This is a genomic window from Nostoc sp. CENA543, from assembly GCF_002896875.1.
Classification (GTDB): domain Bacteria; phylum Cyanobacteriota; class Cyanobacteriia; order Cyanobacteriales; family Nostocaceae; genus Trichormus.
The window spans coordinates 18,865-41,078 of sequence record NZ_CP023279.1; the positions used below are offsets into that span (position 1 = coordinate 18,865).

The 22,214-nt window shown below is 39.6% G+C and carries 12 protein-coding genes; 9 read left to right on the forward strand and 3 right to left on the reverse strand.

Annotated features, from left to right (window positions below; translation table 11 throughout):
* The first annotated feature begins 698 nt into the window (after positions 1–698).
* From CLI64_RS29705 to CLI64_RS29745, 9 genes are all read left to right on the forward strand, one after another.
* Entirely contained in the window at positions 699–4,193 is a 3,495-nt protein-coding gene (locus CLI64_RS29705; RefSeq protein WP_103140950.1) for a DUF3987 domain-containing protein, read from the forward strand.
* 686 nt (positions 4,194–4,879) lie between these two features.
* Entirely contained in the window at positions 4,880–5,989 is a 1,110-nt protein-coding gene (locus tag CLI64_RS29710) for a hypothetical protein (protein WP_225977637.1), read from the forward strand.
* Positions 5,990–6,262: 273 nt separating this feature from the next.
* Positions 6,263–6,541 carry a hypothetical protein gene (locus CLI64_RS31810; protein ID WP_103140952.1) on the forward strand — a complete coding sequence of 93 codons (279 nt, stop codon included), beginning with the start codon at positions 6,263–6,265 and terminating at the stop codon, positions 6,539–6,541.
* 258 nt (positions 6,542–6,799) lie between these two features.
* On the forward strand, positions 6,800–8,089 hold the full coding sequence (locus CLI64_RS29720; protein ID WP_157943346.1) for a hypothetical protein: 1,290 nt from the start codon (positions 6,800–6,802) through the stop codon (positions 8,087–8,089).
* Between the two features lie 1,325 nt (positions 8,090–9,414).
* The gene (locus CLI64_RS29725) at positions 9,415–10,677 is read left to right on the forward strand and encodes a hypothetical protein (protein ID WP_103140954.1); all 1,263 of its coding nucleotides are present in this window, start codon (positions 9,415–9,417) and stop codon (positions 10,675–10,677) included.
* A 322-nt stretch (positions 10,678–10,999) separates the two neighbouring features.
* Complete coding sequence (locus CLI64_RS29730; protein ID WP_103140955.1) at positions 11,000–12,229, forward strand: NAD(P)/FAD-dependent oxidoreductase; 1,230 nt, start codon at positions 11,000–11,002, stop codon at positions 12,227–12,229.
* A 2,003-nt stretch (positions 12,230–14,232) separates the two neighbouring features.
* The gene (locus CLI64_RS29735) at positions 14,233–14,868 is read left to right on the forward strand and encodes a recombinase family protein (protein WP_103136866.1); all 636 of its coding nucleotides are present in this window, start codon (positions 14,233–14,235) and stop codon (positions 14,866–14,868) included.
* Between the two features lie 16 nt (positions 14,869–14,884).
* The gene (locus tag CLI64_RS29740) at positions 14,885–16,519 is read left to right on the forward strand and encodes a DDE-type integrase/transposase/recombinase (protein ID WP_103140646.1); all 1,635 of its coding nucleotides are present in this window, start codon (positions 14,885–14,887) and stop codon (positions 16,517–16,519) included.
* Positions 16,509–17,498, forward strand: a complete 990-nt coding sequence (locus tag CLI64_RS29745; protein ID WP_103136865.1) for an ExeA family protein — start codon at positions 16,509–16,511, stop codon at positions 17,496–17,498. Before CLI64_RS29740 ends, CLI64_RS29745 begins: the two co-directional genes overlap by 11 nt.
* 305 nt (positions 17,499–17,803) lie before the next feature.
* On the opposite strand, the gene CLI64_RS29750 is transcribed toward CLI64_RS29745, so the two are convergent.
* The 3 genes from CLI64_RS29750 to CLI64_RS29760 are packed head-to-tail and all read right to left on the reverse strand — an operon-like array spanning position 17,804 to position 21,765.
* Positions 17,804–19,090 (reverse strand): McrB family protein, encoded by a 1,287-nt coding sequence (locus CLI64_RS29750; protein ID WP_225977638.1) that lies wholly within the window; start codon positions 19,088–19,090, stop codon positions 17,804–17,806.
* A gap of 50 nt (positions 19,091–19,140) precedes the next feature.
* Entirely contained in the window at positions 19,141–19,617 is a 477-nt protein-coding gene (locus CLI64_RS29755; protein WP_225977639.1) for an EVE domain-containing protein, read from the reverse strand.
* A gap of 18 nt (positions 19,618–19,635) precedes the next feature.
* Positions 19,636–21,765 carry a GNAT family N-acetyltransferase gene (locus CLI64_RS29760; protein WP_103140957.1) on the reverse strand — a complete coding sequence of 710 codons (2,130 nt, stop codon included), beginning with the start codon at positions 21,763–21,765 and terminating at the stop codon, positions 19,636–19,638.
* Positions 21,766–22,214: the final 449 nt, after the last annotated feature.

Consider the following 22,214-nt stretch of genomic DNA (forward strand, 5'->3'; position numbering starts at 1 on the left):
ACTCCCATTTTGGCAGGTGAGGAGAGGTAACATGAATCAAGACAACATATAGAACCTCAATTTCTTGAAAAACTATCAACTTTTATTAAGTAATTTCAAGTAAAAAATCAGGTCTTGTTAGACACTAAGACTGACAGAAGTTCTGTAAGATCAAGCAAGAACGTAAATTAAGCGTGTAATGGAGGTAAATATACAACAGCACTAAAAATTAAAAAGACAAAGTGCTACTAAGTAGTAAACACTTTGCCAGACGGTCAAAATTAAAGATTTCAATATCTGAGAGCGGGGTTTATCTCTTAACGACCAAAGAAGTGGAACGAAGTTGCAAGCTCTAACCACTAATTGGCAACAGAGATTGTTCCGCGCTGCTTACTCATATTATATGAGTTGCTGTGGCAATTTTGAAATTTCTGCTGGCATATTTTCAGAAGAAAAGTCATTAAATTGTTATTTAACTAGCCTAAATGCGGCAAACGTAAGTAAAACAGCACAATCCGTAGATATTACAGATTAGCAGCGCAATAACTCCCTCCAATACTCAAACAACAAGTATTCAGGGGAAAATCTGTGATTACTACCAAATCTAAACTTCCACTAATTCAACTGACAGGGCAGTACGAGGCTCAAAGTCAAAAATCACCAATTTGTTTATTCAACAATGGTCAAAAATTAAATACCGTTCAGGGAGGTATCGCGTAATGGTTGCACAATTCGCCAATACCTCCAACGACTTCACACCCCAACTGCTTCTAGGCTTAAAACTCATACCCGCAGACTGGGCATTAACACCAGTTTTAGGCAATAAGAATCCATACCGCACCGATTGGCACAAGGAAACCCCAATCAGTCGCCAGCAATTAGCAGGGTTGATCTCTAGCGGCGACACAGTAATAAGTAAAGATGGAAAACAGCGCAAGTGCTATCCCCAAGGTTACGGACTCAGAACTGGTAAATGGTCAAAAGGGATTTTAGCTGTAGACGCAGATGGAACAGCAGCCCATGAAAAGTTAAATCAACTAGGTGGATTGCCCACAACCGTCAGTTTCACATCAGGTAAACCAGGAAGATGCCAATATCTGGTGCGAGTACCCCAAGAATATTGGTCAGTCATCGAAACCAAAAAAATTAACACTGGGGTAAAAGGTGACGACGGTAAAGACCAGCTTCTAGAATTGCGCTGGAATGGATGCCAAAGTGTTTTACCGCCATCAGTCCACCCAGAAACAGGCTCATATAAATGGGTAAACTCTCCCCAAGATTGCGAGATTGCCTTTTGTCCCACCTGGATAATCGAATATTTCTTAAATGAATCCACCCCTACCACAGCAACACTACTCGCTGACGACATACCCTTGTACCAGTGTTTAACCAAAGACGACAGAGATTTAATAGATCATGGTGTCGGGGAAGGAAGCCGGGATGATAACGGGGCCAAACTTGCCCGGAACTTAATTGGCACAGCAGCCAGATTAAACCATCTGGGCTATAGATTCGAGGGTGACGCTAGGCAACTATTTGATGATTATTGCGCTAGATGTTCCCCACCTCTATCAGCAAGAGACGCAGATCGGATTTGGAAATCAGCCGAAAAAAGCAATCCATCAGCCACACTGACTGATGACGCGCTCAATAATTGCATCAAAGCATGGCAACGTCACCAGAACATTAACATCAAACCACAACAGACAACACAGGCGATCGCAGGCACTACACAAAATGCGATCGCTTCCAGCACCCCCAACGACACAGCCAACAAACCCGATAATGTTGTCCTACACCCCACCGTTAACATTCCCTACGATGCCCTCAAAGCCGAGTACATCCAATTACTGGAATCAGGCACATCAAAATCAGGATTAAGCCGCTATAAGACAGAGGTTAACAAAAAATATTACCCCCTTAGACTAGATAGATTCCTCAAAGATGTCGAAACCGAATATCGCACAGCCGAAGAAGACGAAATCATCAAAGAAGACATTCAACAACTTCTCGACTGTGCCAACCTCGAACTAGACATCAGAAAATTCCTCCCCACCAAACTAGCCACAGCCTTAATGCTGTTCGGCATCAACCAATCACTACCCCAAACATCATTAATGATGTCCCTGATCAGCGTCATCAGCGCAACTCACCTGATTGGCACACAAGTATTGATTGGCAATAAACACAACGAATTTTATCAAAACCCCGCCATCAACCATGCCCTAGTCGGCGATAGCGGTTCTGGTAAATCCATTATCTTTCGCTCCCTAGTCAAAAAACCCCTGAATGCTCTCAGAAAAGCCGAAAAGAAACGCTTTGCAGAGCAATCACAACAGTACGAGCGTTCTTTAGCCGCTTGGCAACAATCCGACCAATCAACACCCCAACCAGAACCACCACCACCAATTAACAAAATGTATCTCACCGGTGCTACTCTGGAAGGTTTAAAAGATTACATCGCCAAAGCCCCAGATTACTCCATCCTGAACGTAGTTGACGAACTATCAGGTTTATTTAAGGGATTTAATCAATATAAACAGGGACAGGGCAACGACCGTCAAGAATTTTTAAGCCTGTATGACGGCGATGGTTTTAGCGAAGCCAAGGTGTCTAAAAATATTTTTGTAGAAAAAAGTAACACCGCTTGGCTAGGGGGATTACAACCAACCATACTGGACAAATATTTTCAGCTAGGGGCTAGTGATGGACTCCTACCCAGGTTTACATTCTCCATCTTGCCCGAAACCATTCGACTATTACCCGAAGAAAACGCCCAAAGCATTGATGTCACCGGCATAGTCAAAGGACTCTACAAAACCATACTTGATTGTCAGCCCCAGACTTATCACATTACAGGTGAAGCTTATAAGTATTTCCGGGAAGTAGACACCAAATGGCAGTATGAGGCAGCCAGATTACCTAATGGGGCATTAAAAGAATTCCTCAAAAAATGCAAAGGGCTATTAGGCAGACTATCACTCAACCTGCATCTCATCCATGAACTTTCAGACCCGTATTGTGGTACACCGCCCACAGTTATTCCCTTAAATCGGGTGAAACAAGCCGCCGACATTGTGGAGCATTTATTACAGCAGATTCAGGCAGTGCATTTACAGATTGCCGGGGAAACTACACAGTCAGCAATCCTGGCCATGATTACCCTGTCCATGAAACGGCAGTCACTAGGGGAACAAGGATGGTTAAACGCCAGAGAGATTAGCCGCAACCAAACAGCTAAAGGACGGATGAAGACAGCAGAAATTAGAGAACTGATGATTAAAGCCAAAGATATGGGCTATGGCCAGTTACGGGGGAGTGGAACAAAGTTAGAATTTCGCTCCAAAAAAAATGTCGGCGATTTGTTGGCGAAGGCTAAAAATACACACAAGCCAGATATATCAGTAGTTTTGAATCCTGACCCTCAAAAAATGTCGGCAGATGTCGGCGAAATGTCGGCGATAATTAAAAACCCTGAAGGCATTGAAAATACGGGGCTTGAGTCAATCGAGTTGAAAAATGTCGGCAATGTCGGCGATTTTTCAGAGATTTTTGAAGTCTTGGATGAGAGTGAGTTGATTGTCAGTGATAAAAATGTCGGCGACATCAATTTATTGGTTAACCCCAGTGTGGTAAATCCAAATGTGGTTAACCCCAGTGTGGTGAATCCAGTAGTAAATCCCGATGAAAATTTATCTATAATTTCGCCGACAACGCCGACAACGCCGACAAAATTAGAGTCATTGGCTGAAACCATTGCCAATACTAATGTTGAGAGTGCCGACATATTGCCGACAAATTTACCGACAGATGCCGACAATCGCCGACAAAATTCAGCCATTCCACCGTCAACCACTGATGACAACAGCATTTCCGACTTACCGCCGACAACCACCGACAACCGCCGACAAAATTCATCACTGCTGCCGACAACAACCACTGACGACAATTGCCCACAAAATGAAGAACAAGAATTATCTACTGAAGAACCACAGCCTACAACCGACGAACCACAGCAGGTAGTTACAGAAAAAGATGCAGTGAGAAATGTGTGGGCGAATGCAGCACTGATTAGGGAGTGTATTGCAGACCAGTCCTGGGAAATGATTGACTCATTTTTAGAAGAATGGACTGATGAATTTAAAGCAGCAGTGTGGGCGGAGTTAACCCCTACTGAACGCAAGGCTGTTAAGCAACTCAAGCCCAAAGCCTAAACATGATACTGAACGTGATCAATTGTGTTGCAGTCAGATCCGCTCTCCCTATGAGAGCAAGCACGCGTTTGATAAGTTCTTCCAACTAAACCGCTCAACACTTGGTAGCTGATCTGAACTTCAGGTGATGCCGACAATATGCTGTCATGACTGCTGTTATCCTCAACGACAACAGCAGAAAAACTTGCTGTTTAAGCACAAGCAAACAAATTAAAAACAATTAATACTCACAATTTCTCCTCTCAGTATAGTCAAAAAATGAGTAATAAAAACGTATAAGTATGCCATGTAAATTTCGTGGTAAATCCTTGGCATTTCATGTAATTTCTATGGCAATTCATGTAATTTTCGTGGTAAATTCTGTTTTCTGAACAGGAAGCCATTTAAAGTCCTTGGCAAAACGTGGTAAATCCTTGGCAAATTGTGGTAATTTCATGTAAATTTGTGGAACAAAAATTTCGCACAGTACGCAATAATTCACGAACAAGTTTTTTGAGCAAAAATTGAATTTACGCTCACAGCCATCAAAATTTACTACCAATAAAATACATAAGCACTCCAATAGCCACTGGAAAAATAGTTCGCAACAGGGCATTTTATTTTTTGGATGGCCCCAGATAGAATAATTGGTTTCACATGATGAGGATGATATGCATTATTACAAAAATCATTATGAAACCAAGAAATTGACTGAAGAAGAAATTCATGAACAGTTAAAGTCTACGTTTAAAAGACCAAAAGCCTTACAAGATATGCCACTCATCTTGACTCCCGAATATCTATTTCCAACTCCACAACAAGTGCGTCGGCAATTGCCTGTAATTAAATCCCGCTTAGAAGCCTGGAAACTCCGTGCCAAAGAAGAAGATGAGCTATTGCGGATTGAAAGACGTTTTATTCCCTTTGTCGAAATCTACATTCCAGATACCCCTCAAGGAAAGGAATTTTTTACCATCGCTAAGGCGATTGGTGAAATTCCAATGCAAGTACAAGTCAAACTTAAAAACGAGAACCAAGGTTATTGGTTGAAAACTAACCATTATTTTGATCAAGCTAGAGGAGTGCTATTTGCTCATAAACTTTTAGGTGTAATTCCCAACCCTCTAGAAGAGCATGGATTATTTTCCCAATACCTCCCAGAAACTAGCATTCGCAATCTGGAGCTCATCACCAACGTTGACTTAGCAGAATATCAACTCATCAAAGAGGGAGAAAAATACATTCGCCAAATGGTTGAACCTAATATTGATGATACATTTAAGAACAATCCACTGGAGTTATTTGTCTCAATTCAAAAACAAGCTTTCCTCGACACTTGGAATCTAGGACCGGCTTGTCCAGAACCAATTTCTTCAGAAACTAAGTGGTTGTCTATCGAGGAACAAGAGGATTTCTTGAACAAACGTATTCGTCTATTAGAACAAAACCCTTGGATGGAGCAAACCAAAAAGCCCGAAAGCCAACAGAACAAGAACAAGCAAGAGCAGGGAACGTATCAACAACAAAACCAAGAATACCTAAAGTTTCTGGAAAACTATCAGTGGTACGGTAATTTCATTTTGGCATTGCGACCACGGCATTGGGAATTTGGGGAGCTTTGGGATAAATATACTCAGGCATTAAAAGCAGCTAAAACAGCTTATATTGACGATTTATATTGGCAGACAGGACAACCCTACAAAGCAAAAGAAATTTCAGTGGGTGAACAACCACATCACAAGCGCAAAACCAGAAAACGGCAACGTGTTCAAGGAGTTGTAGACATATTAGGTTACATACATTGGCAGTGGACTTAATATTTCTTAACTGATTCCGACAAACTGCTGCCTCTTTACTACCTTCATGTATTTTTTAATCAGGCTGATTAACAGCCTGATTTTTTATTACTTAGCTGCCGTTTAGATTGCTTAACTAGCAATAAAAACAGCAGGTTGTGGTAGCCACTAAATATGTAAAAAAGATTTGGTTGGCTGATTGTTTTATTACTCCTTTACTTGCAGATTAACAGTTATCTATTGTTTTTTGATGATGTAACTGTCAACAAATTAATTCACCATCTAATCTGACCAATGAATAATATTAATCACCCCAAATCTCCGAAATTAAAAACCAAGAAAAGCTCAAGAAAAGAGCATCAAAGGAAGCCTATCCGTAAGGGAATAAAATCAAAGCGCGGACAACCAGAACATTATTCGGAAATCAAAAAATGTGTGTCCATTGGTATTACCCAAACTGCTTTAGATGGATTAGATAAGCTAAGTCAAGAACGGGCAATTTCGAGGAGCGAAATGATTGAACGTATTGGTCGGGGATTAATCAAAATACTTGATATTACTCCCTCTAGCTAATACATAATAGCTAGTTTACTGCTGAACTTGAAAAACTTGTCAATTTTCCCCCTTGCTCATTCATCAATAAACCAATGATACTCCAGGCTCAGGATTTATTTAAGACCAGTTATTTATTTACTTTCATCAATTTATTTATTGATGTTTGTTGCTCAAAAACTCTTCTTCATCTTGAATTAGCCAGCTTTTCAGGTCTTATGTAAGATTTAACTTCTTGTCAAACGGTTATGCGATTATTTCAATTTCTTACAGTCTGTGATGCACTCCACCAGTCCGAGAACTCGTCATCTCAAGCTGTTATCGATTCTGATTCTCGGTAAGTTCATGTACCGTGATTGGGTGGAAGATAAGTCAGATTATGACAATATTCCCTTATTTAAGCTGGTGAATAATCTTTTAAGACGGGAAGTTGATGCGATGCAGGAATGGTCTCGCAATCGCTATTATGTTGCTGACCAGTCACGCAAATGGCCTGATGTGCCAGAGGGGAAAACTGCGCTGAAAGTAGTGCAGTCAACTGTAGTTGAGCCGTTGCGATTGTACTGCCGACCTCGCAACAATCGGGGCAATTTTCGTTCGTCACAGCAGATAGCTATTAGTCATCAAGAGTTTTTAGCTTGGGTTGATTTGGGGTTAAGTCCGGCTCGTCGCCAACAAGAGGCGAGGAATTTGAAGGTGGCACTGTGTTGTCCGGTGGCGCGACCGGCTGATGTGCCGGCTAATGGTTTGTATCACCCTTTGCCTCCTAATGCTCTGCGGGATAAACGTGCTGATGGCACGCTGGAGGATAACTATATCTACAAAACTTATACTTATGAGGGCAAGTACTACCAGGATGGGGTGTGGGTTAAGGATATCCAAGATTATAAGACTCGCAAGTTTCATGGTCACAAGTCATTCCAAATTCCAAATCACCAGTTTGGGGATGGTAGCTGTGTTTATGAATATATTGAACGCTATCTCTATGGTTGGTGGCTGCCTGGTAATTACAAAAATTCCCAAACTTATAGTTGGTGGGATGAAGGGTTGCAAGGAACACGGGGACGTTGGGTGACGGCGGGGCGAGCTGAATTTACGCCGCTAGATACCTGTTGTCTGCTCCCAAATGCTAAGTCGCAGATGTGGTCTTGGGGATACTTCTTTATTGTGCCTGATGTGGGCAAATGTTATACGGATAGTACGTTTGCTAACTTTTTTGCTAATTCGGCACATACGCTGATTGGCAAGAGGGTAACGCCGCATACGATGCGCTATATTTGGGCGACTTGGGGTTTCCAAGTGGGGCTGTCGGATGCACAGTTACGGTCTTTGGCTGATGCAATGGGTTCTACGGTGGAGACGCTGCGTTCGATGTATGAACGCTGTACTCCGTCTCAGAAGCGGCGATTAATTAAGGAGGCGATTGATGAGTTATTGTTTGCTGATGCTGGTAATGATGATGAGGCTGTGATGATGGATGAGGCTGATTTACAAGGGATTTTTCAGTCTATTCAATCTTTGAGTGACCAGCAGCGTGCTGAATTGATAAAAATGCTTAAGTCGTTATAGTCGAATTATTATGTCACTTAAAGTTACGCACTTTAAGGCAGATGGCAGAAGGCAGAAGGTTTTAAGACGTTTTGTTATCTGAGCGTAGGACTTGTGACCAAGATAGGCGATCGCAAGAAGGCTTTGTTGTGACGCAGATGTTCTATAATCCTTGCATTGCTTCAATTGTGGAAATTTTTCCTTCCTCCTTCCTCCTTCCTTCTGCCGTCTGCCGTCTGCCTTGCCTCAAGCAAGCTCACCAAAAGTTGCCAAGAACCACTTTATCCTTTAAGTGACATTGAGCTTTTCTTAGTGCCATTCCGACAGATTCTTTGTCCCCAATCTAAATCCTTCTGCATCGCCTGTTCAAGCACTTTTTACAACTTCATGGCTTCAACCCTAAAAATTGATGCCCTTTCAGTAAAGCTTGCAGGCTTGAAAAACTTGGCTTTTAATCTGTCGCTACGGTCAATAATTCGTCACTCTACACGATGACCCCTACTCCTGTTGCGCTGTCGAGCCTTATACTCATATCTTGCACCTCTACGTACAACCCCAGATAAAGTAAAAAAATGCCCGATAAAGCTACCTTATTTTTATGGGCTTTTATCGCTAAATCAAGGTTTTTGTCTTTTTACTGAGTAATTAAATTACATCAAATTTTCTTGGTGCAAGATGTGAGTATACATCTTTGGATAGGTTTTTAAACAGGCCAAAGTTTGTTTTTTTTGATTAAAATACAACCAAAGAATAATTAAAATAAAAAATAGATTATTTATAAGTAACAGCAGATAGAAATACTTTTTTAAGCAAAATTATGTCACGATAAAATTTTATACAACAAGACCGAAGTGCTAACAGAAATATCTACTGAAGAACAGCAAGTTCTAAGTGGAGAAAACTACGTCCGCTAGAGCAAGGTAAGTATTTCCAACTTTAATTTCCGAAAATACAAACATTTCGGCTCAATCCCTAATAAGGAAAGCAAGAAATGTTCATGAGTGATATGCCGCAATTGGCACCGACGTAGGCTGTACACCTGATTTTTGAATATCAAAGCGATCAAGTTCACTTAGTGACACAGCAACATGGTTGGGTTTATGGCCTGGTGTACAGTGACTTTTTATTTGTCGCTGCGCCAAATTAATGTCATTGAGGGTGTAGAGCTTGCACTCTCTAGGGTTAGCTTAAAAGTAACCTAAGAGACTTACAAGCTATATCAACACAAATAGTTGCAATCATAAAGTGGGTAAGGCTTAACTCGATGACAAGAATTTGTCTCAACGTCAATTAATTTGTCACTGTACAAACCTTATTACCCATTGGAAGTAACAGAGGATTAAGTGATGGAGAAAAAAGAACCAAGGCTGATGATTGCATTCCCAAAAAGCGAAACAGAACTGCGTGTTGTTTTTTCTGAGGCAGTTGATAGAAAGAGTGCAGAAAACCCATTGAATTATAGGACACGCAGCGGCATGAAAATATTTGCTGCTCATGTAGATCCTAATGATCCGCAACGCGTCAGTTTGGTAACGGAACCTATGAATGGGGAAGCGATGGAAGTTGACGTGCTGCAAGCACCAGGTGTAGAAACCCGTGATGGTAGAAAGTTAGTGCATCACGACAGCCCAGAATTTATTCAAGGAATTGCTTCTATCCCTGAGATCCAGAGACCAGCTATAAATGAGTTTCCGTTTCCATCACGTTTTGTAGGAAAAGTTGCATCAGCATCGTGCGGAAAAGATGGGGGTGTAGACAGTAACGTTCTGATTAACACCTTCGGTTTTGCATTCATTCATATGCAGAATGGTGGTCCTTTTAATAGCCTTAAGATCGTTACCAAGCAACATATACTTGGAATTGCCGAAGCAACTCGTGTTCTGCGCGCTGGACAAACGGTACATGTTTTATGGGCAGGCGGAGAGATTCGTAATGTAGATGGTGAGAACCAGTTAGTTGATACAGGCTACATGGAAGGGTCAATCATCGCTCCAACCCCCTTGAAATCACCTCCACCCTTTCCTCTCAGAACAGATGAAATCGCTGATAAAGCTAGTCGATCACTCCGTGCCACAGCTTTACAGGGTGTGGTAGTCCAGTTTGAAGATGTAATAATTGATCGTTTGTTACCTTCCAACCCAGATGGACTTCGAACTATTTGGTTCCATAATGACACTGATGAACAATTACCAGCGGTACTCCTTGATAATGTAACAACGGTTCTAAGTGTAGGTCAGAGGCTTAAATATTTGCGTGGTATAGTACATCAGCCTCGAGCTGGCGAGTACGAAGTTATTGTGGAATTAGACCAGCACCTTGTCCTGTCTGACACTGAAATTTTCGGGCATGTGACCCTGATTGAGGGATATGATTTGCCTGATTTTCAAGGTTGCCATGCGCTAATTAACTTGCGCGATACACCAGGCAAGATTGTGGCTGTCCTGACTTCAGAATACAAACTCCAGAGCCTACTAGAAACTGCATTTCAAACTGGTGCTCTAATTGCTTTTTGGGGTGAGTATTTAAATGAGCCCCCAACACCCCGTGGTGGATCATGGGCAGTAAATGTATATCAAATCAATGGAGTTATAGTGTATGACCGTCCATAACAATTCTGTTAGCAATTTCTAGCGAACTTACCTAGAAATTTGGTAGTGGTATTTCGTAAAGGATGAAGAACAATCAAGTATTTCCGAAAACTTTGCAGTAAAGGTGTGTCAGTTCCAGGCTATTTTTCTCAGTCTTTTACAGGAAGACACTATCAAAATTTCTAACACAATGGCATTGTGTCGGCACTCCTGTAGTGATAAATTCCAATTCTTTTGAAATGAGTATGAGGTTCAGCCGCTTTGAAGTGATTAAAAATAGAGCCTTAGGGGAGAGCCATTTTCATACTGAGAATGCCTGTGAAAAAAATTAGAAGGTAGGTAAATGTTTGATGCGGATGTCATTATAATTGGCGGTGGACCTGCTGGCTCGACGCTAGGCTGTCTCATTGCCAATGGGAATCACACAGCCATCATTATCGAGCGAGAAATTTACCCCCGCGAGCATGTTGGCGAACTTCTCACTCCATCAGTTAATGCTATCTTACATCGTATTGGACTACTCTCCAAAGTTGATGCAGCGGGCTTTGTTCGCCGTGAGGGAATTGGATGGACAACACCACGCACCTCAGAAACAAAAATCTTGACGATTCCAGTGGCGGAATATCCAGCACCACGAGCACTTCGTTGCTATGGCTTTAATGTTGAAAGACATATCTTTGACACAATGCTACTCCAACATGCACGTGAACGAGGAGTTCAGATTTTAGATAGAACAACAGTCCTCCGAGTGGTTTTTGAGAACGGGCGTGCTATTGGCGTTGAAGTCCAGCAGTTAGATGGTACTATTCGAGTTTTAACAGGCAGATTAATCGTTGATGCATCAGGTCAACGGTGTTTACTTAGCACTCAATTAAAGCTAGTAGAACGTGATCCTCTACGACGACAGTGTGCCATGTATGCATGGTTTCGTAATGTGGAGCCAAATCATACGAGTAAGAACACATATGCCTTCTTTCACATATTAAATCATTACCGAGCTTGGAGCTGGCAAATCCCATTACGTGATGAAGTTTACTCCATAGGTCTTGTTGCTGCATGTAATAGTTTCCCAAAAATAAACACGAGTAAAGATGATTTCTTCAAATATTTCATTCGACAGAATTATATTTTTACGCATATGATGGCAAACGCGCAGCGAATTTGTCCATGGCATGTAGTAAGTAATTATAGCTACCGAATCCATCAGCTGTACGGTAGAGGATGGATGCTTATTGGTGATGCGTCAGGATTTATTGATCCTGTCTTTTCATCAGGAGTAGATATTGCAATGCATTCATCTGTATTCGCCTATGAAGCCCTCCTACCATTACTTTTGCTTGGTCATTGGAGCGATACAGACGAAGAATTCGCTTTATCGAAATATGAAAGGCGTCTGCGGCAAGGTACAGATGTGTGGGCCAATGCTGTTGACCTCTTCTATAAGTCACCGCATAGCTTACGAAAGATTCTTCGGTACCAACCATCTATTTCACGAATCTGTCGATTTTTACAAGGAAATCCCTATGAAGTTCAAAATCAACTGATTGTTCAACATCTTGTTGCTCAGGTGTAGAGCGACAAATTATGTGACCGTAGCGACAGATTAAAAGCCAAGTTTTTCACGCCAGCAAGCTTTACTGAAAGGGCATCAATTTTTAGGGTTGAAGCCATGAAGTTGTAAAAAGTGCTTGAACAGGCGATGCAGAAGGATTTAGATTGGGGACAAAGAATCTGTCGCTCTAGTTGTAGCGACCTGCAATACTAATCGCTCAAACCTGCAATCAAGACATTTACAAACCAGGATTATCTGCAACTATAATTGTGCTTCAGCCAGGATTATTTGCAACTGAGCCAGGATTAAATGCAATCAACCTGCAATCATCGGTTTGAGCCAGGATTAAATGCAACTATAAAAGTAAAAAAAACGAAGGTTTTCTTAACTGCTTCACTGATAAGCCTTAGAGAACATTAACCCGTTGGTTTTCTAGTAAGAAAACTCGGTAAAGAATTCTTAGTTTATTTATTAAATTCTGAAATGAGTTTTTTTACAAACCCTTGTCAATGCTGAAAACTCAGCCCTAGTAAGCTGTTGAGCTTATTTGCAAATAATCCTGGCTCAAACCGATGATTGCAGGTTGGTTGCATTTAATCCTGGCTCAAATGAAATTATAGTTGCAAATAATCTATTGTTCTAATTACAAGCTTCTTTAATTTTGCAAGCATTGTTTAGACTTCCTTAATTACTCTTTGAACAGAACAAGTTTCGGATACCTTGAATTTAAAAAATACTTTGTGTATTCAACATTATAATAACTTTTGAAACATGATACTCTAACCAAAGTTAGATAAAATTAAACTAATCGAAATGTGTTACTTTTTTTAAGAATGAAAGTATAAAGTAAAACATATTAATTCACAATATTTTAGAGATTGTTTCAATATTTTGGCTTATAAGATTCCTGTTTTGATGCTAAAACTTCTAATTTAGAATGTAAAACAATAAGTATATTAGTTTATATTAAATGTTTTTTTACCTATTTTATTTAGATAAAAATCAGTGTAATGTAAGCCTTTAATAATCCCTAAGAGAGATTATTCTATCATTAATTAGATTACAATAAAAAAATCAAGTTTTGATGAGGCTTAAGTTAGATTTAAAACAAAAAACTTCTTAGATAATTTTATTCGCCTATTGTTATATTTGGGCAATGGTTTCTTTGCCTATACGTGTGAATACGGTTGGTGCAAGAAATGAGTTAAATAAAATAACAAAGTAATTGACTATCAAGGATTGTAAATTATTTGATTCATACATCTAATACCCAATCATAATCTAAGTATAGAAAAAGATTTTAGAGGATAATTTTGGATAACTTCAAAGATAAATAGTTTTCTCAAAGGCTAATACCTAAATACTTTTATTGACGCAATTAGCAAATAGAAAATTAATTCTGTATTAAGACAATATCAACGCAAAAATATGTATTCTGGCTTTTAAAATGCTTGATGTTTCTTTGTAAAGGAATGCTTTTTGACTTGCCATATAACAAATTATCAGAACTAGATAGGGCAAGAACTTTCAGACCCGGAATGCAGAAAATTACTAATAGCTCGACTCGGTACCATCCTGATGCTTAAAACGCGTTGACATTTTGTAAAGATTGTTCCTCGGCTCAGGTGGTAAGGAGTTAATTTCACACAGTGAAGTTATAGAGAAACCAGCCTAGTATCAAATGCTTAGGTGTAGCGAACTGCAAACATAAACGCTTCAAACTGCAAACAAGTCAATTTTCAAACCACATTAACTGCAAATAAGAGGGGTCTTCAAACCACAATAATTGCAAATGAAACCACATTATCTGCAAACAAACCACAATAACTGCAAATGAAACCACATTAACTGCAAATAAGCCGTAACCCATGCTGTGATTGGGCTAGAAGATTTATCACTGCAAAAGTGTCCAATTTATACGAACTTTTACACCGAACATATATGTACGCTTTTCGTGGTTTAATTTGAACTAATACCGTTCGATTAAATCTAGAAAGCTGTTTTTACCGACAGCCAGTTTGGTCATGGCCATTTACGCTTATCTGAGGGTCTCCAGCGACAAACAAGACGTACACAACCAACGACATGGCATTTTAGAATATGCCAATATCCACGCTTTAAGTCCCATCCAGTTTGTAGAGGACACAATTTCTGGACGGGAGAAATGGTTAGAGCGAGGTGTAGGACAACTACTGAATCAAACAGCCCAAGCAAAAGATATAGTCATTTTTTCAGAAGTTAGTCGGATGGCACGCTCCACCCTACAAGTATTAGAAATGCTGGAGTGTTGCGTGCGTCGAGGAATCAACGTCCATATCGCCAAACAAGGTATGGTACTGGATGACTCAATGCAAAGCCGAATTACAGCAACGGTTTTAGGCTTGGCAGCAGAAATCGAACGGGAATTGATTGTACTCAGAACAACCGAAGCACTAGCTAAACGTAAAGCTGAAGGAAAAACTTTAGGGCGACCCAAAGGACGACAATCTGCACATTTGAAACTGGACACCAGGGAAGCAGAAATTCGCAGTTATTTAGCCAAAGGAATCAGCAAACGCTCAATTGCCAAACTGGTCGATTGTTCACCTTCCACCCTCTACGATTGGTTGTCACGCAAACATCTCCACCCACGCCACGATAAATTGGTGGAGAAATCATAGGATGCCAAAGAAACAAATACCAATTGATGCAATCGTAGACCTACGTCGCCGCTTAGACCAACTACCACCGCGCAGTCCATCTCGTCGGGAATTAGTCCAAGAAATAGCTCAACTGTATGGCATTTCTGAAGATACAGTGTATCGAACACTACGATCCGGGAATGTAGTTCGCCCAGTACGTCGCGTTGATTGTGATGTACCGCGTGTAATTCCAAAAGGAACTCTTGAGCGATACTGCGAAATTATTGCTGCGATTAAAATACGTACATCTAACCGCAAAGGTCGCCATTTATCTACCGTACAAGCAATTCGCTTATTGGAAGAAGATGGCATCAACACACCAGATGGTCATCTTCGCGTTCCAGTAGGTTTGCTCAAACCAACCACCGTCAATCGTTATCTCAACAAATGGGGCTACGACCGCGATACCCTTCTACGGCAACCGCCTGCTGTTCGCTTTCAGGCAGAATATAGCAATCAATGTTGGCATTTTGACCTCAGCCCATCAGACCTCAAGCACGTTAAAGCACCAGCCTTCCTAGAACCGGGGCGGGGGCATCCCTTGTTAATGCTTTATAGTGTTGTGGATGACCGAAGTGGTGTTGCATACCAAGAATACCACTGTGTTTACGGTGAGGATGTGGAAGCAGCACTGCGGTTTATGTTTGCTGCCATGTCACCCAAACCGGGGAGCGACTTTCCCTTTCAAGGCATTCCCCAAATGCTGTACATGGACAATGGCCCCATTGCTAAGAGCTTAGTGTTTCAAAAAGTCATGGGTTATTTGGGGATTGAAGTACGTACTCATTTACCTGCGGGCAAAGATGGGCAACGAGTGACGGCTCGTTCTAAGGGGAAAGTGGAAAGACCCTTTCGCACGGTCAAAGAAATGCACGAAACCCTTTACCACCTGCATGAACCGGAGACGGAAGCTGAGGCGAACGCTTGGTTGATGAAGTTTTTGCTCCATTACAATAGCCGACCCCATCGCAGCGAACCTCATTCCCGGCTGGACGATTGGCTCTTACACTTACCCAAGGCGGGAATTCGACAAATGTGTACCTGGGAACGTTTTTGTACATTTGCACGCGAACCAGAACGTCGCAAAGTCGGCATCGATGCTCACGTTATGGTTGAGGGGGTGGCTTATGAGGTTGAGCCAGATTTGGCTGGAGAAACTGTAGTTTTGTGGTGGGGTTTATTTGACAACGAATTGTACGTAGAACACAAAGAACGGCGCTATGGACCATTTCTACCTGTAGATGGGCCAATCCCCCTACATCGCTACCGTAGTTTTAAGAAAACACGTACACAGAAACGGGCAGAGCGAATTGAATCTTTAGCTAAAGAGTTGTCTTTACCGAATTCTGTGATTGGTAAAGGCAATAACCCAGATTTCGGGAGTAATACAACCCCACTAAAGGTGCAGCCTTTTGTTGACCCTAACCCATTTCAAGAACTGACATTCAGCACGGTGATTGCAGCCAAATTAGCGATCGCTGATTATTTGGCACGCCCATTAGCAAAACTTACCCCTGAACAAATGGCTTATATTGATGCGGTTCTGGTGACTACTCTCAATAAGCAGGAGGTAATCAAACAAATTCGAGATTTCTTCCACCCCTTATCAGGTACGAGCGATGTTGAGTGATGTCATGACTTATTTTGGTCTGAAACGTACCTTAGACCATGTGGGGTATTTTGAGACCCAAGAGCAGACAAATCTATTCAAAGAACTGAAACCCCAAATTAGGCAAGGTCGTTTGATTGCGATAACAGGTGTTGTTGGTTGTGGTAAAACAACGACTTTACAACGACTGCAATTGGAATTGTCCTCTGAAAAAGACATAATTATTTCTCGTTGCCTTGCAATTGACAAAGATAAGGTCAACGTCGGGGTTTTGATGAGTGCTTTGTTTTTGGATTTAAGCACAGAAAAGGATGCTAAACCACCGACTCACCCAGAACTTAGAGAACGAAAATTATTAGCTTTGATTCAAAAATGCCGTAAGCCTATAGTGCTGTTTGTCGATGAAGCTCATGACATTCATCACAGTACGTTAGTCAAAATTAAGCGTTTAATTGAATTGGTACGCCAGAATGGTTGCACTTTATCTGTAGTGTTGCTGGGTCATCCCAAGTTGAAAAATGATCTGCGCCGACCATCTTTGGAAGAGATTGGTGCTAGAACCAATATTTTTAGTTTAGAAGGTATTAGAGGACATCAAGTTGAGTATATAAAATGGCTATTGAGTGAGTGTATTTACGATGATTATCTACCTGAAGATTTGATTACCGATGAGGCTATTGAATTTTTGGCTCAACGACTGACGACTCCCTTGCAAATTGAACATTATTTGCAGAGGGCTTTTGAAGACGCTTATCAAGCAGCAACTAAGCCTGTCACCCGTGATATGGCTGAAGCGGTCTTGAACGTAGGACTTAACGATTTAGAACCCCGCTTAATACGGCATGGTTACAATGCTAAAGTTCTAGCTGAGTTATTAAATATACGAGTAAGTGAAGTAAATTCTTTTATACACGCTCAGTTACCTCCAGGTCGAACCCAAGATTTGAGAGACCAGATGTTAAAAATGGGAATTCCTTTGTATGCGTCAGAGGGAAATTAAGTCAAAACAAGAAATACCCCATATAAAATTTTTCTGTTTTATTAGTGTTTGATTTATATCTAAATAAATAGACATATATGTCCGGTGTAAAAGTTCGTATAAATTGGACACTTTTGCAGTGATAAATCTTCTAGCCCAATCACAGCATGGGTTACGGCTTATTTGCAGTTAATGTGGTTTCATTTGCAGTTATTGTGGTTTGTTTGCAGATAATGTGGTTTCATTTGCAATTATTGTGGTTTGAAGACCCCTCTTATTTGCAGTTAATGTGGTTTGAAAATTGACTTGTTTGCAGTTTGAAGCGTTTATGTTTGCAGTTCGCTACAGCTAGGAATGCTGAACACCTCACCTGCTGCCAAAGGCATTTTTTCGTCACGATACTCCAACAGATACATCAACTCACCAAAGACGCGGGCAACATTGGCACGGTTGATTTCATCTATAATCAGTACGCATATATTCTGACGACGACATGCCTCTTCACAAAAATTAAGAAACCGTCCATTAACCAGTGGATAATCTAGTTCTCCATCTATTCGTTGTGGGCGAATGCCTTGTATGAAGTCTTCATAAGTATAAGCAGGGTGGAACTGGACAATATCTACAAAACCATCACTGCCGCCAGTTAGATATTTAGCCAGTTTTTTGGCAATATATGTTTTACCTGTGCCTGGAGATCCGTAAAAGATTGCCTGCTTTTTACGCTCTATTGCCTTTAACCAGTTAAAAAGTGTCTCCTCTTCAATGCCAGTATCCAAAGCACATTCTTTGAGGGAATATTTTGGTTGCATTTCTATTGCTTTCACCTCAACAAGTAATTTGTTAACTTCATAGATTATGGGAGGTCTATTACGGGCTAAATCATACTTTTTAACAGCAACTAACCAATGACAAAACATATCAAACAAGTCATCATCTCGCATAGAGGGTATACCAGTTTGACGCATATTAGGACCTAATTCTGCAATTAATGTTTTTCCGGTTGCATTAATAACTGGATAATCCGTTAGTTTCCGACTATGAGATTTGCCTGTAAAGTAATTGATAACTTTTAAGGATTTATTATTAATTAACAAAAATTCATTTGATCGAATTGCATTCAGGATAGGTGTGAGCATCCCTGTTTGGAAGCCTTTACTATAATCTAATTTTGAAAACTCCTTACAAGCTTCTACCAATTGATTAGGGTAATTATTGCATTGACAAACGAAATTAAAAATTGCTTGACCTATTTTTGACCAGTCTTTTGATTTTGTCCAACCTGCATTTTCAAACCATTCCTTAATATCGTTGGTGATTACTAAGGTGTTATGAACCCAAACATTTCTTTGACTGTTGTTCGCCGTTGGCGCGTAGGGGAGAAGTTGTAGCAAAACTAACTCACTTATATCTTCTCCAGACTCATAGGCAGAGACAATTGCTTGGAAATTCTCTTTCCCTTTCTGACGCTGTTCATGGTAGGACTTCTGATGACGCAGCCCATCAGGAGTATAAGGATAAGAACTGATAAATTCTTTAAATAACTTTATAAATTCGTTATTCTTCTCTAAAATAAAAACCTGTCCGTCATTATGTAGTTTTTTTGTAATCATCTGTTCTCGCTTATACAATAGCGTGGGAGAATCCATCCTAATACTTAACATCAGTTATTTGTCATCATTGATGGATTTTCCCCACCTAAAAGCATAATTGTTTCATATTCTTTTTCATTAAGATAACGATAGCTTTGGGGTGGACGCAAGTTAGATATTTTATCTTTTAATCGATGTAATTCAATTGGTTTTTCAAATTTCTTTGCATTTATAAAATAAATTCCTACAGCAACTGATGCACCTTCATAATATTTGTAAAATTCTTGTCGCTTGATACCTGCATGGTCTTTAACTTGTTTCCATAATTCTTTTAACTCATTTTTTGTGGCTGATTTCTCAATAACAAAATCTACTTCAAAAAAACCTATAAAAGTTTTTTTCGGAGATGATACATATACAAAAACAATATCTCCTGTTTTTACACGAGTTCGTACCCTACGTAATTCTACTTTTTTCGTTTTTTCTTCAAAAATTTTACTAGCGTACTCAGGTTTAACTGAAATTAATAATATGTGGCACAGCATCATATATTTTTACATATAAACTTATCCATTCCCTAAATTATACAACTTTATAAATGACTCATTATTAATTTTATAAGGTGAAACAAGCAACAAATTATCTTTATTTAGAGCTTGCTGTACCTCTTGAAAGGATACAGAATTCTTAAATAATTCTGTACCACTAAATCGAATTGCCATAATATCACCATTTTTATCTTTTCGTATACTATCAACATTAGTTTCGTTATAAACTCCTAATCTTTGAAAACGTCGATAAAGTTCTTTTGATTTACCTATGACTACCTCATCTACATAAGAACAAGCACCAATATAACCGACATCCTGAAAACCTTTACCTTTACCTTCACTTTGAGTTTCACTCACATACCAAAGAATTCGACAAGGCGCATTTAACCCTCTAGAGTTTTGTATAGCTCGATAGTAAACTGCTTCACGATTGAATGCTAATTCTGGTTTAGATCCAAATCCTGGCAAAGCAAGCATTTGCTTTCCTAAATGTTCATCAAATAAATAGGAAGCCCATCTTGGTTGAATCGGGATAATAAATGTAGTAAGTTCAGAATCAGTAATTTTTGCAGGAAACAGAAATCGTTCGATATCTACTGATAACTGAGCATCTAGAACTATGCTTTCCTTATTAAGGTTCTTAGCAATTTCCTTAATAAAATTATATTCTTCACCAAATTCAGTAGCTAAATTAGTCAGATTATTGGATAATTCCACACAACTCTGTGTAACTGACAGATTTGCTTTTAACCACCCATTATTTACTTTAACAAATACATCTTCTTGAATAGCTTCAATAATAGTTTCTTCTGGATATTTGTCAGTAATTCTTGTAAAATATCGCTGGTCACGCGCTGATTTTAATATAGATTTAAAAAGTATGTGTCGTGCAAGTGTAGACGAAAGATTATGATTACCGACTCGAATTATTGGAATTTCTAGTTCCTGATTTTTCTGCTTTCCATACACAATTAAAGCAAGCGGAACATTATTTGACTCTCTCACTAAAATACTTTCAAATTTATCATGCTCTGCCAAATAACGTCGGAGTTCTTGCTGAAATGCTGTTTTATTTTCTTTTAGTTTATAATTGTGGAAATAATTTGCTAAAAAGTCTTCTTGCCCACGTTTTACCTGTATTTGTTCTAAGTGTGTACCAGAAAAACGTACAGGTTGATAGTCAGGTTTATCGCGGAGTTCATCTAGCCGATTTATAAGTTCTTCAGGTTGAATAACAGATAATTTAAAATTTCCATAGATTATATCGGCTAAATCTAAAAATTGCTTATCTCTACTTAAAAATACATGAGATTCCGAGGCTATACTCCTGGCAATATAACGTAATTTATCTTCATCAATTACAAAATTATTTTTCTTGGTTATTTTTTGCAAAATATTTAAATTATCATCCAATCTCAGAACATCGCCAGGTAAGCGAGTAAAAGATTGGGCAAAATAATTCTGCCTGTCTCTCTCGTGACTGTTATCAATTCGATTGATTTGATTAAATATTTCATCATTAATGCACAAATCTAATTCACTCTGCACCCAGTCAGCTAATAATATATTTTCCTCATCACTATTAATATTTTTATTATTTTCATCCAGATATAAATCCAAGAAGATATCAGGAGCAATCATTACACACAACTTAGACTCAAGTTGTTGTTTAATCATTGTGGACAACAGAGGAAGAGGATTGTGTTCTAACACCCAAACAGTAAGTTTCTTATTTTTAGCCTTGGCTTCTACATGGCAGGTGGCAATAAAACCAAAGCTCGACCACATCCCTTGTAGGTTATAATCTCGACGGCACTTTAGCTTAATTCCGCGAGAAGATTTTGTTATTTGTTTAAGGTGATCTACAAGTTGTTTAGCTACTCCCTTACCCCGACATGAAGGATCGATACACAGATGAGTGATAGTAAACCAATCCCGTGAATGTCGATATAAAAGGTAACCTACACAGACTCCTTCAGAATCAAGTGCAACAAGAATTTGACGGCACGCTGCTCGTTCCTCAAAAGCTCCTTTGGGCAAGTTACCAAGTGTTTTTGAGTTAGCTCGCCACAATTTTCTGACTGTTTCTAGGTGTGGGGAATGATTATCTATCGCTTCAATTTTGAACTGTGCGTCAATTTTCACTTTTTGGTTACCTTTTCTAATTTCATAGTTACTTTTTTCGGTTCTCTAGCAGCAAATTTGTCACTTTGTCAATCCTGTGAGGTAGCTGGGGCAGAGAAAGATTTAAAAACGACAATTTTACTCAGAAACATTTATATTTTCCTGGGGTAATTTATTTGTATAAATATATACTTATTTTAAATCTTTAACCTTAACTTCCCCAGATCCAAGAGCTTCAATCACGCAAGAAAGGTTAACAGCATTGGCTCTCGAAAGCATTACTATAGCTTGATTGTTGCAACTCAAGTAAGAAATTCCCGTCTCAAATTTCTTACTTTGAGGTTTTTTATACCTTTTTTACCATCTGCTGGCTGCATCTAGGCGATCGCTCCAAGTTCAAGTTGAACTTGTTCCTTCCTCTTGTTCCAGTAACACTTGTTTTCCTATGCCATAACTAAATCACTGATAAA